A 17,177-nucleotide genomic window follows, 5' to 3' on the forward strand; every position below is an offset into this window, starting at 1 on the left:
CGCATTTGCAACTCGCATTGGACGCTAGTCGCCTGCCAGCCGGCAGTGGGAGCATGAGCCATGCACAGCATCGACGTCATCGATTCCCATACGGCCGGCGAACCTACCCGCGTGGTCCTCTCCGGCTTCCCCGATCTGGGCGATGGCGATCTGGCGCAATGCCGCGAGCGGTTTGGCCGCGAATTCGACCAGTGGCGCAGCGCGATCGCCTGCGAACCGCGCGGCTCGGACACCATGGTCGGCGCCTTGCTGCTGCCCGCCCGCGACCCTAGCGCCTGCACCGGGGTGATCTTCTTCAACAACGTCGGCTACCTGGGTATGTGCGGGCACGGCACCATGGGGGTGGTGCGCACGCTGGCCGAGCTGGGGCGCATCGCGCCGGGCCAGCACCGCATCGAGACGCCGGTCGGCACGGTGGGCGTGGAACTGGCCGAAGACGGCACGGTGTCGGTCGACAATGTCGAGAGCTATCGCATAGCGACCGAGGTGGACGTGGACGTACCGGGTTACGGAACGGTGCGCGGCGATGTGGCCTGGGGCGGCAACTGGTTCTTCATCACCGGGCAGGCGCCGTGTGCGCTGGACCTGGCGCATCAGCGCGAGCTGACCGCCTATACCGAAGCGATCCGGCTGGCGCTGGACGCGGCCGGCATCAGCGGCGAGGCCGGCGGCGAGATCGACCATATCGAAATCAACGGCGCCGCGCCCGACGGCAGCGGCGCGGCGCGCAACTTCGTGCTGTGCCCGGGGCTGGCCTACGACCGCTCGCCGTGCGGCACCGGCACCAGTGCCAAGCTGGCCTGCCTGGCCGCCGACGGCAAGCTGGCCGAAGGCGAGCGCTGGGTGCAGCAGGGCATTCTGGGCAGCGCCTTCGAAGGCAGCTATCGCCTCAGCGGGCGTGGCATTGCGCCACGCATCAGCGGGCACGCCTACATCACCGCACGCGCGCAGCTGCTGATCGACCCGGCCGACCCGTTCGCCTGGGGAATCGTGGCCTGATGGACGCCGTGCGGCCAGCATCGGAGGGAGTTGGCAGCGCGCCGGCCGCCGATGCGGCGCCGTCGGCAGCGTCCACGCGACGCAGCTACGACCTGATCGTGGTGGGCGCGGGCATCGTCGGCGCGGCCTGCGCCGAGGCGGCCGCGTGCGAAGGGCTGCGCGTGGCGATCGTCGAGCCGGGGCCGATCGGTGGCGGTTCCACCGCGGCGGCGATGGGGCACTTGGTGGCGATGGACGACGACCCCGCCGAGCTGGCGCTGTCGGCGTATTCGCTGCGGCTGTGGGAGCGTTTTGCACAACTGAGCGAGGCCGAATTCAGCCGCTGCGGCACGCTGTGGGTGGCCCGCGATGCGCGCGAACTGGCGACGGTGCCGGCCAAGATCGCGCGGCTGGCGGCGGCCGGCCTGCATGCCGACGCCATCGATGCCGGCCAGTTGTATGCACTGGAGCCGCAACTGGCGCCGGGCCTGGCCGGCGGCATGCGCGTGCCCGGTGAAGCCGTGGTGTATCCGCCGCGGGTGGCGCGGCATCTGGTGAGCCTGGCCTGCAAGGCAGGTGCGCACCTGTTTGCGGGCCGCAAGGTGGAGCAGCTGCAGGCGCATGGGGTGCGTCTGGACGATGGCCAGCTGTTGGCCGGCCCGGTGCTGGTGGCCAGCGGCGTGGCCTTGCCGCAGTTGTTGCCCGAGCTGGCACTGCGCCCGCGCAAGGGCCATCTGGTCATCACCGACCGGCATCCGGGCTTGATCCGGCATCAGCTACTGGAACTGGGCTACGCCGATTCGGCGCATGGCGCCGACGCCACCAGCGTGGCGTTCAATGTGCAGCCGCGGCCGACCGGGCAGATCCTGATCGGCTCCTCGCGCCAGTTCGGCGAGCACGACCGCGCGCTGTCGCTGCCGGTGCTGCAGCAGATGTTGCAGCGCGCATTCGCGTATCTGCCGGTGCTGCGCGAGTTGCAGGCGATCCGGGTGTGGACCGGGCTGCGCCCGGCCACGCCGGACGGGCGCCCGTATCTCGGGGCGGTGCCCGGCCGGCGCGACGTGTGGGTGGCCGCCGGTCACGAGGGGTTGGGGGTCACCACGGCGCTGGGGAGCGCGCGGGTGATCGTGGACAGCCTGCTCGGGCGTACCCCGGCCATCGACCCCAGCCCGTACGCTCCGGCGCGCGCCGTGCACGGTGCGGCCGCATGAGCGCGATGGTGCGTCTGCACGTGGATGCGCAAGCGGTCGAGGTGCCGGCCGGCGCCAGCGTGGCCGCTGCGGTGGCGCTGGCGACGCTGCATTTCCGGCAATCATGCAGCGGCCAGCCGCGCGCGCCGTTGTGCGGCATGGGCGTGTGTTTCGAATGCCGGGTGCGCATCGACGGCGTCGGCCAGCAACGCGCCTGCCTGGTGGATGCGCGTAACGGCATGCAGGTACGCACCGATGGCTGAGCGCGTGCAGCATTTCGACGTGCTGGTGATCGGCGCCGGCCCGGCCGGCCTGGCGGCGGCGCAGGCGGCAGCCGGTCATGGCGTGCGGGTCGGCGTGGTCGACATGCAGCCGCGTGCCGGCGGGCAGGTGTGGCGCAACGATGTGCGGCACGGCGCACCGGCCGATGCGCGCGCGCTGTTGCGGCAGGTACAGGCCGCGTCATCGATCACGCTGCTGACGCAGACGCAGATCCTGCTGGCGCAGCCGGGCTGGCTGTTGGCCGATGGCCCGGACGGTTCCGTGCAACTGCATTACGCCGCCCTGGTGCTGGCCACCGGCGCACGCGAATTGCTGCTGCCGTTTCCGGGCTGGACCTTGCCCGGCGTCACCGGCGCCGGCGCGGCGCAGGCGCTGGCCAAGCAGGGCTGGCCGCTGGCCGGCAAGCGCGTGGTGGTCGCCGGCAGCGGCCCGCTGCTGCTGGCCAGTGCGGCCACGCTGCAACGGCATGGCGCGCGGGTGCTCGGCATCCACGAACAGACCTCTAAAGCTGCGTTGCGGCAGTTTGCATTGCAGTTGTGGCGCTGGCCGGGCAAGGCGGCGCAGGCGGTGGCGCTACGCCTGCAATTGCGCGCGGTGGCCTATCGCGCCGGCAGCTTTGTCGTCTCCGCAGATGGCGACACACAACTGCGCGAAATCGAGATCGAAGGGCCTGCCGGTCGCACGCGGCTTGCCTGCGACCAGTTGGCGGTGGGCTATGGCCTGGTGCCCAACACCGAGCTTGCACAGCTGCTCGGTTGCCGGCTGGATGCGTATGGCGCGCATCAACAGGTGCATGTGGATGCGTTGCTGCGCACCAGCGTCAGGCAGGTCTTTGCAGCCGGCGAAGCCTGCGGCATCGGCGGACGCGACTGCGCGCTGATCGAGGGCGCCATGGCCGGGCACATGGCTGCCGACGCACCGGACGCTGCGCTGCGCCTGCAGCCGCGGCGGCGTGCCGCGCGTGCGTTCGCCGAGGTGCTGCAACGGCAGTTCGCGCTGAATCCACGCATCCGCGCGCTGGCGCAGCCCGACACGCTGGTGTGCCGCTGCGAGGACGTGCCGCTGGCCGCGCTGGACAACTTCAACGATGCACGCGATGCCAAGCTCGCTTCGCGCTGCGGCATGGGCGCCTGCCAGGGCCGCATCTGCGGCACCGCGCTCACCGAACTGGGGCGTTGCCCGCCCACGCTTTCCACCGACGCCGGCCGCCGGCCGCCGTTGTTCCCGGTCCGCCTCGCGGCGCTAGCCGACCCGTTCACTTCCGACTCGCAAGGGAATCATCCATGAGTATTGCTGCGTTCTGGCACGGCGTGCTGCCGGCCATCACCACCCCGTTCACCGCCTCCGGCGAGATCGATCACGACTTCCTCGCCAAGCACGCCAATCAACTGGTGGATGCCGGCTGCACCGCGATCGTGCCGCTGGGTTCGCTGGGCGAAGCGGCCACCTTGAGCGTGGACGACAAGCTGGCCGTGCTCAAGACGCTGGTCGGCGCATTGAACGGCCGCGTGCCGGTGGTGCCGGGCATCGCCAGCCTGGCGACCGGTGAGGCGGTGGCGCTGGCCAAGGCGGCCAAGGACCTCGGTTGCGGCGGGCTGATGGTGTTGCCGCCCTACGTCTACTCCACCGACTGGCGCGAGATGGGCGCGCATGTGCGCGCGGTGATCGCCGCCACCGACCTGCCGGTGATCCTGTACAACAACCCGGTGGCCTACAAGACCGATTTCGGCCCGGCGCAGATCGCCGAGCTGGCCGCCGAATTCCCCAACCTGCAGGCAGTGAAGGAATCCTCGGGCGACGTGCGCCGCTTCGCCGCGCTGCAGGAGCTGCTGGGCGAGCGTCTGGCGCTGCTGGTGGGTATGGACGATGCCATCGTCGAAGGCCTGAGCATGGGCGCCAAGGGCTGGATCGCCGGCCTGGTCAACGCGTACCCGAAGGAATCGGTGCGCCTGTTCGAACTCGCGCGCGACGGCGGCTACCCGGCGGCGAAGGAACTCTACGACTGGTTCCTGCCGCTGCTGCGCCTGGATACCGTGCCCAAGTTCGTGCAGTTGATCAAACTGGTGCAGGAAAAGGTCGGCGTGGGCAGCGAGCGCGTGCGCGCCCCGCGCCTGGTGGTCGACGGCGCCGAGCGCGAGGCGGCGCTCAAGGTCATCGATCACGCCATCGCCACTGCGCCCAAACTGTCCTGACGATGAGCTCGCGCTGCACGCCACCGGATGGAGGCCGCGCGCGGATTCACGCGCGGACGCGGTGGCCGGCGTAGCGCGAGGTGGGTCGATGAGGATGTCGCATCAGCGCGACATCCGCGTCGTTTTTTGGTCGGCCCCTGCTGCACAGTGCGCAGGGTCTGTCCTCATGCAACCGAAGGTGCCGCAATGAACGAGACGCTCCACTCCCCGCCAACACAGCAGGCCGAGGTATTGCTGGCCGGCCGGTGGCAACCCAGTCGCGCGGCGAGCGCCAGCTTCCGTGCCGCCGACCCGAGCACGGGCAAGGCGATCGGGCCGCAGTTTCCGGTCAGCGGTGCGGAGGATGTCGACATTGCGGTTGCGGCAGCGCAGGCGGTTGCAGCGGAACTTGCGGCAGCACCGGTCGAAAGGATTGCCGCATTCCTGGACGCCTACGCCGACGCGCTGGATGCCGATGCCGACACCCTGGTGGCGCTTGCCCATGCAGAAACCGCATTGCCGGCGCCCACGCGCCTGCGTGGCAACGAGCTGCCGCGCACCAGCGGGCAGTTGCGTCAGGCCGCCCAGGCAGTGCGCAGCTATGGCTGGACCCAGCCCATCATCGACACCGCTGCCGATCTGCGTTCGCATCTGGCGCCGCTCGGCAAGCCGGTGGTGGTGTTTGGCCCGAACAATTTCCCGTTCGCCTTCAATGCCATTGCCGGCAGCGATTTCGCCTCTGCCATTGCCGCGCGCAACCCGGTAATCGCCAAGGCGCATCCGCTGCATCCGGCCACCAGCCGGCGCATGGCCCAGCTTGCGCACACAGCCTTGCTTGCGGCGGGCCTGCCGGCTGCGGCGGTGCAGCTGCTGTATCACGTCGACAACGCCACCGGCCTGCGGCTGGCCGGCGATGCGCGGCTGGGAGCGATCGGCTTCACCGGCAGCCGTGCGGGCGGGCTGGCGCTGAAGGCGGCCGCCGATGCGGCCGGCGTGCCGTTCTATGCCGAGCTGTCCAGCGTCAACCCGGTGTTCCTGCTGCCGGGCGCACTGGCCGAACGCGGCGCCGCGCTGGCGCAGGAATTCTTCTCCTCGTGCACCCTGGGCAGCGGCCAGTTCTGCACCAATCCCGGGGTGGTGGTGGTGCCGCAGGGCGAGGCCGGCGATGCGTTCGTGGCCGCGACCACGGCGCATTTCGAGGCCGCCATGCCGATGGTGCTGTTTTCCGGTGCCGGCGTGGAAGGCGTGCAACACGGTGTGGCAGCCCTGCGCGCTGCCGGCGCCGCGCTGCTTGCCGGCGGGCATACCGGCGAAGACGGCTATCGCTATGCGCCGACGTTGTTGAGCGTGGATGGGCAGGCGTTCCTCGCCAGCCCGCATGCGCTGCAGACCGAGGCCTTCGGGCCAGTGAGCCTGCTGGTACGTGCGCGCGACCTCGCGCAGATGACGCAGGTCGCCGCTGCGTTCGAAGGCAATCTCACCGGCACCTTGTATCGCGCAACCGATGGCAGCGACGATGCGGCCTGGCAGGCCATCGCACCGGTGCTGCGGGCGCGGGTGGGGCGGTTGATCAACAGCAAGATGCCGACCGGCGTGGCGGTGAGCGCGGCGCAGAATCATGGCGGGCCGTTCCCCAGCACCGGGCACCCGGGGTTCACCGCGGTGGGCATGCCCGGTTCGATCCGCCGCTTCGCCGCCTTGCACAGCTACGACGCGGTGCCGGACGCCTTGTTGCCGGCCGAATTGCGCCAGCGCAATCCGGGCGGTGTGGCGCGTCTGGTCGATGGGCAATGGAGCACCGCCGACCTCGGAGCGGGCGCATGAGCAGCCAGATCGGCGGGGTGTCGCTGGAGCAGGCGCGCGCGCAGTTGACGCCGTGGACGCAGCGCGCCGCACCGATCGCCGCGCAGGAGTACGCACAGCGCATCGAACGCGCACGCCGCCTGATGCGCGCGCACGGCGTGGATGCGCTGTTGATCGGCGCGGGCACCTCGCTGCGTTATTTCACCGGCGTGCCCTGGGGCGCGAGCGAGCGCCTGGTCGCGCTGCTGCTCACGCTGGACGGCGACCCGGTGCTGATCTGCCCCGCGTTCGAAGAAGGCTCGCTGGATGCGGTGCTGAAGATCGCGGTCGCCAAACATCTGTGGGAAGAACACGAGGATCCGTACGCGCTGGTGGTGCAGGTGATGGACGACCGCCACGCGCATGCGCTGGCGCTGGATCCGGGCATCGCCTTTGCCGTGCACACCGGCCTGCGCGCGCACCTGGGCACGGCGATCCGCGATGCCGCGGCCATCATCGACGGCTGCCGCATGTGCAAGTCGCCGGCCGAGCTGGCGCTGATGCAGCAGGCCTGCGACATGACCTTGCTGGTGCAGCGGCTGGCCGCCGGCATCGCGCAGGAGGGCATCGGCACCGACCAGCTGGTGCGCTTCATCGACGAGGCGCACCGCGCGCTGGGCGCGGACAACGGCTCGACCTTCTGCATCGTGCAGTTCGGCCATGCCACCGCGTTTCCGCACGGCATTCCCGGCGTGCAGCACCTGCGCGCAGGCGAACTGGTGCTGATCGACACCGGCTGCACCGTGCAGGGTTATCACTCCGATATCACCCGCACCTGGATCTACGGCACGCCCGACGACGCGCAACGGCGCATCTGGGACCTGGAGCAGGCGGCGCAGGCAGCGGCGTTTGCGGCGATCCGCCCCGGGCTCGCCTGCGAAGCGGTGGACCAGGCCGCGCGCAGCGTGCTGGAGGCCGCAGGGCTGGGGCCGGACTACCGCTTGCCGGGATTGCCGCACCGCACCGGCCATGGCTGCGGCCTGGCGATCCACGAAGCGCCGTATCTGGTGCGCGGCAATGCGCAGCCGCTGCAGCCGGGCATGTGCGCCAGCAACGAGCCGATGATCGTGGTGCCCGGTGCGTTCGGGGTGCGCCTGGAAGACCACTTTTACGTCACCGATACCGGCGCGCAGTGGTTTACGCCGCCGTCGCCGGCGATCGATCAACCGTTTGCATGAGCCGTTACAGGCTCACGCACGCGTAGGAGCGCGCCCGGGCGCGACGGGCAGTCCCGATAAAGCCGTCGCGCTCAGGCGCGCTCCTACAGTCGCCGTTGCATCTTGGAGTCACTGCATGAACCACCTGCGTCCCGTCGCCATCGGCCTGCTGGCCGCCGCCTTGTTCACTGCCTGCAAGCCGGCACCGCCGGCAGCGGAGACGGCAGCTGCGGCCACGCCTGCGCCAACCAGCGAACAGGCCGCCGAGGCCTTCGATGCGCTGCTGGACAAGCAATGGCAGTACCAGTTGCAGCACAACCCGGAGTTCGCCAGCATCATCGGCGACAAGCGTTACAACGATCGTTGGAGCGATTATTCGCTTCAGGCCGTGCAGGCCGAGCGCACCGCCACTGCCGAGCTGCTCACGCAATTCGAAGCGATCGACAGCAAGACGCTGGACGAGCAACGCCAGCTCAGCCTGCAGATGATGCTCGGCCAGTTGCGCGACAAGCTGGAAGGCATCGACCTGAAGACCTATGCGATGCCGCTGGAGCCGATCGGTGGCATCCAGCTGGGGCTGGCCGGTTACGGCGATGCGTTTCCGTTTGAGAACGCCAAGGATTATCAGGACTACATCAAGCGCCTGCAGACCATTCCGACGGTGATCGACCAGGTGATTGCGGTGTCGCGGCAGGGCGCCAAGGAGGGGCTGGTGCAGCCGCGTTATCTGCTGGAGCGCCTGCCCGAGCAGATCGACAAGATCGCCGCGCTGACCGGCGAGCAGAGCCCGTTCGCCTCGCCGCTGAAAAAACTCGATGCCGCAGTGCCGGCCGACCAGCGCGCTGCGCTGCGCACGCAGTTGCTGGCCGCGATCGAGCAGCAGGTGCGCCCGGCCTACGCCAAGCTGGCCGCGTTCGTGCGCGACGAGTACGCCGCGCAAGGGCGTGCGCAGGAAGGCCTGTGGTCGCTGCCCGATGGCGAACGCCGCTATCGCTACGCCATCCGCACCCAGACCACCACCGACATGGCGCCGGAGGAGATCCATCAGATCGGCCTGAAGGAAGTGGCGCGCATCGAAGGCGAGATGACGGTGATCGCCAAGGCGCAGGGCTTTGCCGACCTGGCCAGCTTCCGCAAGGCGGTGGACACCGACAAGCGCCACTTCGCCAGCTCCGGCGAGCAGATCCTGCAGCAGTACCGCGATTACATCGCCGCGATGGAACCCGAGTTGCCCAAGCTGTTCGGCCATTTGCCGAAGACGCCATTGGAAGTGCAGGCGATGCCAGCATTCCGACGCAGCGCGCCCGGCGCCGAATACTGGCAGAGCAATCCGGAAGGCACCAAGCCGGCCATCGTCAAGGTCAACACCAGCGACTTCGCCAGCCGCACGCTGGTCAATATCGAAACCACCGCCTATCACGAGGGCGTGCCGGGCCATCACCTGCAGATCTCGCTCGCCCAGACGCTGCCATTGCCGCCGTTCCGCCAGCAGGCCGGCTACAACGCCTATATCGAAGGCTGGGCGCTGTACGCCGAGCGCCTGGGCAAGGAGATCGGTTTCTTCAAGGACCCGTACAACGACTACGGCCGGCTGTCCGGCGAGCTGTTGCGCGCCAATCGCCTGGTGCTCGACACCGGCGTGCATTACAAGCGCTGGAACCGCCAGCAGATGGTGGATTTCTTCCATGCGCATCCGTCCGATGACGAGCCCAGCATCCAGTCCGAAACCGATCGCTACATCGTCTGGCCGGGCCAGGCGTTGGGCTACAAGTTGGGGCAGCTGCAGATTCTTGCGCTGCGTGCCGAGGCGGAAAAAGAACTCGGCGATCGCTTCGATGTGCGCGCCTTCCACGATGCGGTGCTCGGCGGCGGCGCAATGCCGCTGGCGATGCTGCAGCAGCGCGTGCGCCAGTGGATTGCACAGGCCAAGGCGGCGCCGGAGGCACGCGGATGAAGACCAGCAGTGTCTGGCGCGCGAGCGCATTGAGTGTGCTGATTGTTGCCAGCCTGGGCGGTACCGTGTCGCAAGCACAGGCCGCTGCACCTGCACCCGCAGCAAGCACGCAAGACAGTGCAGCGGCACGCTTCAAGGCGCTGTACATGCGCGAATGGCGCTGGCGCCAGGCGCAGCTGTCCGGCGCGGTGGATGAAGACAACCAGGCCACGCAGGACAGGCAGTCCGACCATCTGCCCAAGGTCGATGTGGCCACGCAAAACCTGCGCACTGCGTACTGGCAACAGGCGTTGAAGGAGCTGGATGCGATTCCGGCAACGCAGTTGCCGGCCGAAGATCAGGTGAGCTACCAGGTGTACCGGCAGCAGTTGCTGGTGCTGCTGGATCAGCAGCATTTTCGCGCCTGGGAAATGCCGTTCAACAGCGACTCGGCGTTCTGGAGCGACCTGGGTTTCAGCGCCGAGGCCAAGCTGCGTACGCGCGAGGACTACCAGCGCTATCTGAAGATGCTGGCCGATATCCCGCGCTATTTCGCCGAGCACACCGACAATATGCGTGCCGGCCTGGCGCGCGGTTTCAGCCAGCCCCGGGTGACCCTGAACGGGCGCGACCAGTCCATCGCCGACATGGTGCAGGCCAAGGGCGAGGCCAATCCGTTCTACGCACCGTTCAAGCAGATGCCGGCCACGCTGCCTGCCGATGTGCAGGCGCAATTGCGCCAGCAGGCAGTGCAGACCATCGATACGCAGGTGCTGCCGGCCTACGCGAAGCTGCTGGACTTCATCCGCAACGAGTACCAGCCGCGCGCGCGCACCACGCTGGCCGGCGAGGCCTTGCCGGACGGGCAGGCGTATTACCGCGCGCAGATCCGCGAGTTCACCACGCTGGAGTTGAGCCCGGAGCAGATCCACCAGATCGGTCTGCAGGAAGTGGCCAGGCTGCGCACGCAGATGGATCAGACCATCGCCGCCAGCGGCTTCAAGGCGCCGGCCGGGCAGGCGGTGTTTCCTGCCTTCCTGCAGTTCCTGCGCAGCGACCCGCAGTTCTATGCCAAGACGCCGGAACAGTTGCTCAAGCAGGCCGCCTGGATCGCCAAGCGCGTGGACGCCAAGGTGGGCGATTACATCGGCCGGCTGCCGCGCCGACGCTTCGCGATCGAGCCGGTACCGCCGGAGCTGGCGCCGTTCTACACCGGCGGGCGCGGTGGCCCGGGCATCTATCTGGTCAACACCTACAACCTGCCGTCGCGGCCGCTGTACAACCTGACCGCACTGACGTTGCACGAGTCCTCGCCCGGCCACGCGCTGCAGATGCCGCTGGCGGCAGAGGCGCAAGGGCTGCCGGAGTTTCGCCGCTACGCCTACATCTCTGCCTATGGCGAAGGCTGGGCCCTGTATTCGGAGTACCTGGGCCAGGAGATGGGCATGTACGACACGCCCTATGACCGCTTCGGCTATCTCACCTACCAGATGTGGCGCGCCTGCCGCCTGGTGATCGATACCGGCATCCACCACAAGGGCTGGACGCGCGCGCAGGCGCAGGCCTATCTGCGCGACAACACCGCCTTGAGCGAGCACGAAGTCACCACCGAGGTGGACCGCTACATCGCCTGGCCGGGGCAGGCGTTGTCGTATTACCTGGGCGAGCTGAAGATCCTGCAGCTGCGGCGCAAGGCCGAAGCCGCCCTGGGCGAAAAATTCGATTTGCGCCATTTCCACGATGCGGTGCTGCAGACCGGCTCGGTGCCCTTGCCGGTGCTGGAGGCGCGCATCGACCGCTTCATCGCCGACGGTGGTGTCTCGCCGTATGCCGCCGAAGATGCTACCGGGTCGGCGGCCGCAGCGGCCAAGGCATCTGCCAGCGACTGATCCAGGACATCACCCGCCGACGTTCTTCGCTACACCAACCGCGTATCCACGCTTCGGGGCGACCAATGACCACACACGGTGCGACCACGCAAGGCAAGTTCCACAAGCGACTCAGCCTGACCGACCTGACCTTTATCGGGCTGGGTTCGATCTTCGGCTCGGGCTGGTTGTTCTCGGCCAGCCATGTCTCTTCCATCGCCGGGCCGGCCGGCATCCTGTCGTGGATCCTCGGCGGCATCGCGGTGTTGCTGCTCGGCCTGGTGTATTGCGAACTCGGCGCCGCGCTGCCACGCGCCGGTGGCGTGGTGCGCTACCCGGAGTATTCGCATGGCGCCTTGCTCGGCTCGTTGACCGGCTTCATCACCCTGATCGCGTTTTCCAGCCTGATCGCGATCGAGGTGGAGGCTGCGCGCCAGTATGCGGCGGCGTGGTTTCCGCTGCTCAACCAACCCGGCGGCAGCCATCCCAGCGTGTGGGGCTGGCTGGTGCAACTGGCCTTGCTGGTGCTGTTTTTCCTGCTCAACTATTTCAGCGTCAAGACCTTCGCGCTGGCCAACAACATCGTCAGCATCTTCAAGTTCCTGGTGCCGATTCTGGTGATCGTGCTGCTGATGAAGCACTTCAATCCGGGTAACCTGAGCGTGCACGGGTTTGCGCCCTCGGGCATGGCCGGGGTGGAAGCGGCGATCTCTGCCGGTGGCATCATCTTTGCCTACCTGGGCCTGACCCCGATCGTGTCGGTGGCCAGCGAGGTGCGCGACCCGCAGCGCAATATTCCGATCGCCCTGATCCTGTCGGTGGCTTTGTCCACGGTGATCTACGTGCTGCTGCAGCTGGCATTCCTGGGCAGCATTCCGGCCGCGCAACTGGCACCGGGTTGGAGCGGCATCGACAAGGTGTTTGCCTTGCCGTACCACGACATCGCGCTGACGTTGGGAATGGCGTGGCTGGCAGCGCTGGTGATCTGCGATGCAATGGTCTCGCCCAGCGGCACCGGCAACATCTATATGAATGCCACCCCGCGCGTGGTGTACGGCTGGGCGCGCAGCGGCGGGTTCTTGCCGGTGCTGACGCGGGTGGATCCGCAATCGGGCATTCCGCGTCCGGCATTGTGGGTGAGCCTGGGCTTGTCGATCTTCTGGACGCTGCCGTTCCCCTCGTGGGAGACCCTGATCGGCGTGGTGTCGGCCGCCCTGGTGCTGAGTTACGCAGTGGCACCGGTCACCGTAGCCGCATTACGCCGCAGTGCGCCGGACTTGCCGCGGCCGTTCCGCGTCCGTGGCCTTGCCGTGCTGGGGCCGCTGTCGTTCATCGTCGCCGCCTTGATCGTCTACTGGTCGACCTGGCCCACCTTGTCGTGGTTGCTCGGCCTGCAGGTGGTCGCGTTCGTGCTGTATGTGCTGTATCGCCTGCCATCGCGCCAGGGCAGGGCACGCCTGCTGCGCCAGGTGCGCGCGTCGCTGTGGTTGATCGTGTTCTTCGTGCTGGTGATGGCGGTGTCCTGGGCCGGCACGTTCGGCGGTCACGGCTGGATCGCGCATCCGTTCGACACCTTGAGCGTGGCGGTGATTGCATTCTTCATCTATCACTGGGGCGCGCGCAGCGGCTTGCGCAGCGATGAGCTGGCGTTGGAGGAGGACGATGGCGAGTGAGCTGCGCCACGGCGTGGGTGCATCGCGCTGGTTGCGTGGCTGCTTGAATGGGGTGGCTGCGTGCATCGTGTTGCTGTCGGCTGCGGCACAGGCCGCGCCCAGTGTGGCCGATTACCAACGCGCGCTGGGCTTGCGCGCGCAATGGAGCACGCTGACCGAGAACGTGGCCTGGCCGGCGCAATGGCAAACCGCCGGCAGCTTCCATTACCGCAAGACGGTGCCGGGCGGATTCGCCTTCGTCCGTATGGATGTCGCCACGCTGCAGAAAACGCCGGCGTTCGACCAGCTGCGCGTGGCGCAGGCATTGAGTGCCGCGACCGGCACACCCTACACCGCGTTGCAGTTGCCATTCGAGCGCTTTGCCTATGCGCCGGACGGCGAGCGCAGCGACGGGGCGATTCGCTTCGCGCTTGGCGAAGCGCCCTGGCGTTGCAGCCTGACGGACGACCGCTGCGCCCGCGATGACGCCGCTGCACAGCAGCGTCCACGCGGCTTCGGTGTGGTGCGCGACCCTGCGGTGCCAGCCGACAACACGCCGCGCCGTTCGCCCGATGGCCGCTGGGAAGCGCTCGCCGATGGCTGGAACCTGCTGCTGCGTCGCGTTGCCGATGGCCAGCTGACCCGGCTCAGCGACGATGGCCGCGCAAACGATTACTTCGACCCGGAGAGCATCGCCTGGTCGCCGGATTCGCAGCGACTGGCGGTGTATCGCGTGCGTCCCGGGTTGGCCCGCCGCGTCACCCGTGTGGAAGCGGCGCCTGCAGGCGGCGGCCAGCCGCGCGTGCGCGCCCAGCTGTACCCCAAGCCCGGCGATGCGGTGGATGTGGAGCGGCCGGTGCTGTTTGCCGTGGACGGCACACGCCGCGAGGTGGACACTGCCCTGTTCGCCAATCCGTATGCGCTGTCGCCGCTGCAGTGGCGCAGCGATGGCCACAGCGTGAGCTTCGACTACGTGCAACGCGGCTTTCAGCGCATGCGGGTGATCGCGGTGGATGCGCAGAGCGGTCGCGCGCACGTGGCGGTCGGCGAGGATGCGCGCACCTTCGTCTACGCCGACCGCAGCTTTCGCCATGACGTGGATGGGCGCGGCGATGCGTTGCTTTGGATCTCCGAGCGCGACGGCTGGCGGCACCTGTACCTGGTCGATGGCCGCAGCGGCAGGTTCAAGCGGCAGCTCACGCACGGGCCGTGGATCGTGCGCGATGTACTGCGCGTGGACGACGCGCAGCGGCGCATCTGGTTCACCGCCAGCGGCATGGATGCGGGCAAGGACCAGTACTACCGGCAGCTGTATAGCGTGGATTTCGATGGCAGCCAGTTGACCCGGCTGACCCACGCCGATGCCGATCACGATGTGGCGATCGCGGACGACGGCCGGCATTACGTCGATGTCTATTCGCGACCGGACCTGCCGCCGGTGATGGAGCTGCACGCCATCGATGGCCGGCTGCAGCAGCAGGTGGAACAGGGCAAGATCGACAAATTGCTGGCCGCCGGCTGGCGCGCGCCGGAGACCTTCGTGGCCAAGGGCCGCGATGGCCGCACCGACATCTGGGGCATGGTGGTGCGCCCACGCGATTACGACCCGCACAAGAGGTATCCGGTGATCGAAAACATCTACGCCGGCCCGCACGACTCCTTTGTGCCCAAGACGTTCTGGCCGTTTGGCTATCACTCCGGCGGCGACAAGCAGATCGGCATGCAGGCGCAGGCGGATCTGGGCTTTATTGTGGTGATGATCGACGGCATGGGCACCGCCAACCGCTCCAAGGCCTTCCACGATGTGGCGTGGAAGAACCTGGGTGATTCCGGGTTTGCCGATCGCATCGCCTGGCACCGTGCATTGGCGGCCAGGGACCCTTCCTACGACATCGGCCGGGTCGGCATCTATGGCGCCTCGGCCGGCGGGCAAAGCACGCTGGGCGCGCTTGAGCGCCATCCGGACTTCTACAAGGTGGGTGTGGCGTTTGCCGGTTGCTACGACAACCGCATGGACAAGATCAGCTGGAACGAGCAGTGGATGGGGTGGCCGGTGGACGCCGGTTATGCGCAGGCCTCGGGCGTGGTCAATGCGGCCAAGTTGCAGGGCGACCTGCTGCTGATCGTCGGCGAGCAGGACAGCAATGTGGACCCGGCCTCCACCGCGCAGGTGGTCGATGCGCTGATCAAGGCCGGCAAGGACTTCGAGCTGCTCAACGTGCCTGGTGGCGAGCATTCGGTAGGCCGCTCCAGCGGGCCGATCGACTATGTGCAGCGTCGCCAGTACGACTTCTTCGTGCGCCATCTGCGCGACGAACCCACGCCGCATTGGAATTCACTACCGTCGGAGGCGCGATGACGCGTTTGCTTGCCCTGAAGATGCCGCGGCCGCGTAGCCGCATCACAGCCCTGCTGTGGTCGCTGGCGATGTTGGCCGGTTGCGTGCCATTGCTGGCCAGCGCGGAAGAACTGCCGCGCTTCGTTACCCAAAACGGCCGCCATGCGCTGTTCGTCGATGGCGCGCCGTACACCGTGCTGGCCGCGCAGCTGCACAATTCCAGCGCCTGGCCGGCGGTGCTGCCCAAGGCGCTGGACGAGGTGGTCGCGCTGCACGCCAACACGGTGGAGGCGCCGGTGTACTGGGAGCAGTTCGAGCCGGCGCCCGGGCGCTTCGATACCACCAACGTGGATGCCTTGATTGCCGGCGCGCGCAAGCGCGGCCTGCGCGTGGCCCTGCTGTGGTTCGGCAGCTGGAAGAACGGCCAGATGCATTACGTGCCGGAGTGGATCAAGCGCGACGACGCCACCTACCCGCGCATGCGCGACGCCAATGGCGAGCCGGTGGATGTGCTGTCGCCGCATGTGGCCGCCAACGTGCAGGCCGATGTGCGTGCGTTCACCGCATTGATGCAGCACCTGCGCAAGGTCGATGGCGACCGCCACACGGTGATCCTGGTACAGGTGGAAAACGAGCCCGGCGCGATCGGCACGGTGCGCGACCATGGCCCGGCCGGCGAGGCGGCGTTCGCGCAACCGGTACCCGCCGCGATCGCGCAAAAACTGGGCAAATCGCAGGGTAGCTGGCAGCAGTTGTTTGGTGCCGAAGCCGCCGAAGCCTTCAATGCGCATGCGACGGCGGCGTATATCGAACAGGTGGCCGCGGCCGGCAAGCGCGCGTATCCGCTGCCGCTCTACGTCAACACCTGGCTGCGCTACAAGGGCAAGCGTTACCCGGGCATGGATTATCCGTCCGGCGGTGCGACGGTGAATGTGTTCGCGCTGTGGCGCGCGGCCACGCCGTCGGTCGACTTCATCGGCACCGATATCTATACCAACGACTACAACGAGTACACCAAGGTCATCGGCCAGTATGCGCGGCCGGACAACCCGGCCTGGGTTTCGGAGACCGGCTTCGAGGCGGCCACCGCGCCGTATCTGTTCCATGTGCTGGGGCAGGGCGGGATCGGCTTTTCGGTGTTCGGCATGGATGGCAACCAGGACAGTCAGGCCAACCGCGACGCGATCGCTGCGCACGCCGCCAACTTCAAGCTGCTGGCGCCGCTGCAGCACGTGATCGCCCAGGCCGCCTTCGACGGCCGGCTGCAGGCGGTGGCCGAACAGCCCGGCGCGCCGCAACGCACGCTGCGCTTCGGCGACTGGCAGGCCAAGGTGTCGTTCGGTGCGCCGATGTGGGGCGATGCGCCGGCGATCCTGCCCGGCAACGACGACCACGCTGGCCGGCTGCTGGTGGCGCAGCTAGGGCCGGAGGAGTTCCTGGTCACCGGCATGGCCGCGCGGATTGAATTTTTTCGCGAGGCGGCCGATACCCGTCATGGACAACTGTTGCGGGTGGAGCAGGGGCGGTACGTGGACGGGCGCTGGCAGGTCGAAAGACAGCTCAACGGCGACCAGACCGACTACGGACTCAACGTCGGGCGGGTGGATGCGGCGGGCGAGGTGCCGGTGGTGTTGCGCGTGCGGGTAGGCACCTATTGAGCCTGCGTCAGACCGCTGCGCGGCCTGGAGGCGGGCGTGGCTGAAATCGGATGGCACGGGTGGGTCGCGGTTCCTGTCCGCCGGTGTTGTTCGCGCAAGGAAGGCTTG

Annotated in this window: 12 protein-coding genes; all 12 read left to right on the top strand. The window is 68.1% G+C overall.

What is annotated here, in order from left to right:
- Positions 1–60 precede the first annotated feature (60 nt).
- The 12 genes from FHT08_RS06210 to FHT08_RS06265 all read left to right on the top strand — a co-directional run bounded on the left by FHT08_RS06210 (position 61) and on the right by FHT08_RS06265 (position 17,069).
- Positions 61–999, top strand: coding sequence for a proline racemase family protein (locus tag FHT08_RS06210; protein ID WP_166774566.1), 939 nt, complete (start codon positions 61–63; stop codon positions 997–999).
- Positions 999–2,189 carry an FAD-dependent oxidoreductase gene (locus FHT08_RS06215; protein WP_243848950.1) on the top strand — a complete coding sequence of 397 codons (1,191 nt, stop codon included), beginning with the start codon at positions 999–1,001 and terminating at the stop codon, positions 2,187–2,189. The genes FHT08_RS06210 and FHT08_RS06215 overlap by 1 nt, the downstream gene beginning before the upstream one ends.
- Positions 2,186–2,431 carry a 2Fe-2S iron-sulfur cluster-binding protein gene (locus FHT08_RS06220; protein ID WP_104536954.1) on the top strand — a complete coding sequence of 82 codons (246 nt, stop codon included), beginning with the start codon at positions 2,186–2,188 and terminating at the stop codon, positions 2,429–2,431. The genes FHT08_RS06215 and FHT08_RS06220 overlap by 4 nt, the downstream gene beginning before the upstream one ends.
- A complete protein-coding gene (locus tag FHT08_RS06225; protein ID WP_166774567.1) occupies positions 2,424–3,737 on the top strand; it encodes an FAD/NAD(P)-binding oxidoreductase in 1,314 nt (437 codons plus the stop codon). The genes FHT08_RS06220 and FHT08_RS06225 overlap by 8 nt, the downstream gene beginning before the upstream one ends.
- Entirely contained in the window at positions 3,734–4,642 is a 909-nt protein-coding gene (locus FHT08_RS06230; protein WP_166774568.1) for a dihydrodipicolinate synthase family protein, read from the top strand. Before FHT08_RS06225 ends, FHT08_RS06230 begins: the two co-directional genes overlap by 4 nt.
- A 186-nt stretch (positions 4,643–4,828) precedes the next feature.
- On the top strand, positions 4,829–6,445 hold the full coding sequence (locus FHT08_RS06235) for an aldehyde dehydrogenase family protein (RefSeq protein ID WP_166774569.1): 1,617 nt from the start codon (positions 4,829–4,831) through the stop codon (positions 6,443–6,445).
- Positions 6,442–7,641 (top strand): Xaa-Pro peptidase family protein, encoded by a 1,200-nt coding sequence (locus FHT08_RS06240; protein ID WP_166774570.1) that lies wholly within the window; start codon positions 6,442–6,444, stop codon positions 7,639–7,641. Before FHT08_RS06235 ends, FHT08_RS06240 begins: the two co-directional genes overlap by 4 nt.
- Before the next feature lie 115 nt (positions 7,642–7,756).
- A complete protein-coding gene (locus FHT08_RS06245) occupies positions 7,757–9,574 on the top strand; it encodes a DUF885 family protein (RefSeq protein ID WP_166774571.1) in 1,818 nt (605 codons plus the stop codon).
- On the top strand, positions 9,571–11,442 hold the full coding sequence (locus FHT08_RS06250) for a DUF885 family protein (protein WP_166774572.1): 1,872 nt from the start codon (positions 9,571–9,573) through the stop codon (positions 11,440–11,442). The genes FHT08_RS06245 and FHT08_RS06250 overlap by 4 nt, the downstream gene beginning before the upstream one ends.
- Positions 11,443–11,507: 65 nt before the next feature.
- Positions 11,508–13,094 carry an APC family permease gene (locus tag FHT08_RS06255; protein WP_166774573.1) on the top strand — a complete coding sequence of 529 codons (1,587 nt, stop codon included), beginning with the start codon at positions 11,508–11,510 and terminating at the stop codon, positions 13,092–13,094.
- On the top strand, positions 13,084–15,432 hold the full coding sequence (locus tag FHT08_RS06260) for a S9 family peptidase (RefSeq protein WP_166774574.1): 2,349 nt from the start codon (positions 13,084–13,086) through the stop codon (positions 15,430–15,432). The genes FHT08_RS06255 and FHT08_RS06260 overlap by 11 nt, the downstream gene beginning before the upstream one ends.
- Positions 15,429–17,069 (top strand): DUF5597 domain-containing protein, encoded by a 1,641-nt coding sequence (locus FHT08_RS06265; RefSeq protein ID WP_166774575.1) that lies wholly within the window; start codon positions 15,429–15,431, stop codon positions 17,067–17,069. The genes FHT08_RS06260 and FHT08_RS06265 overlap by 4 nt, the downstream gene beginning before the upstream one ends.
- Positions 17,070–17,177 lie beyond the last annotated feature (108 nt).

This window comes from Xanthomonas sp. CFBP 8151 (assembly GCF_011761885.1).
GTDB classification, from domain to species: Bacteria; Pseudomonadota; Gammaproteobacteria; order Xanthomonadales; family Xanthomonadaceae; genus Xanthomonas; species Xanthomonas arboricola_B.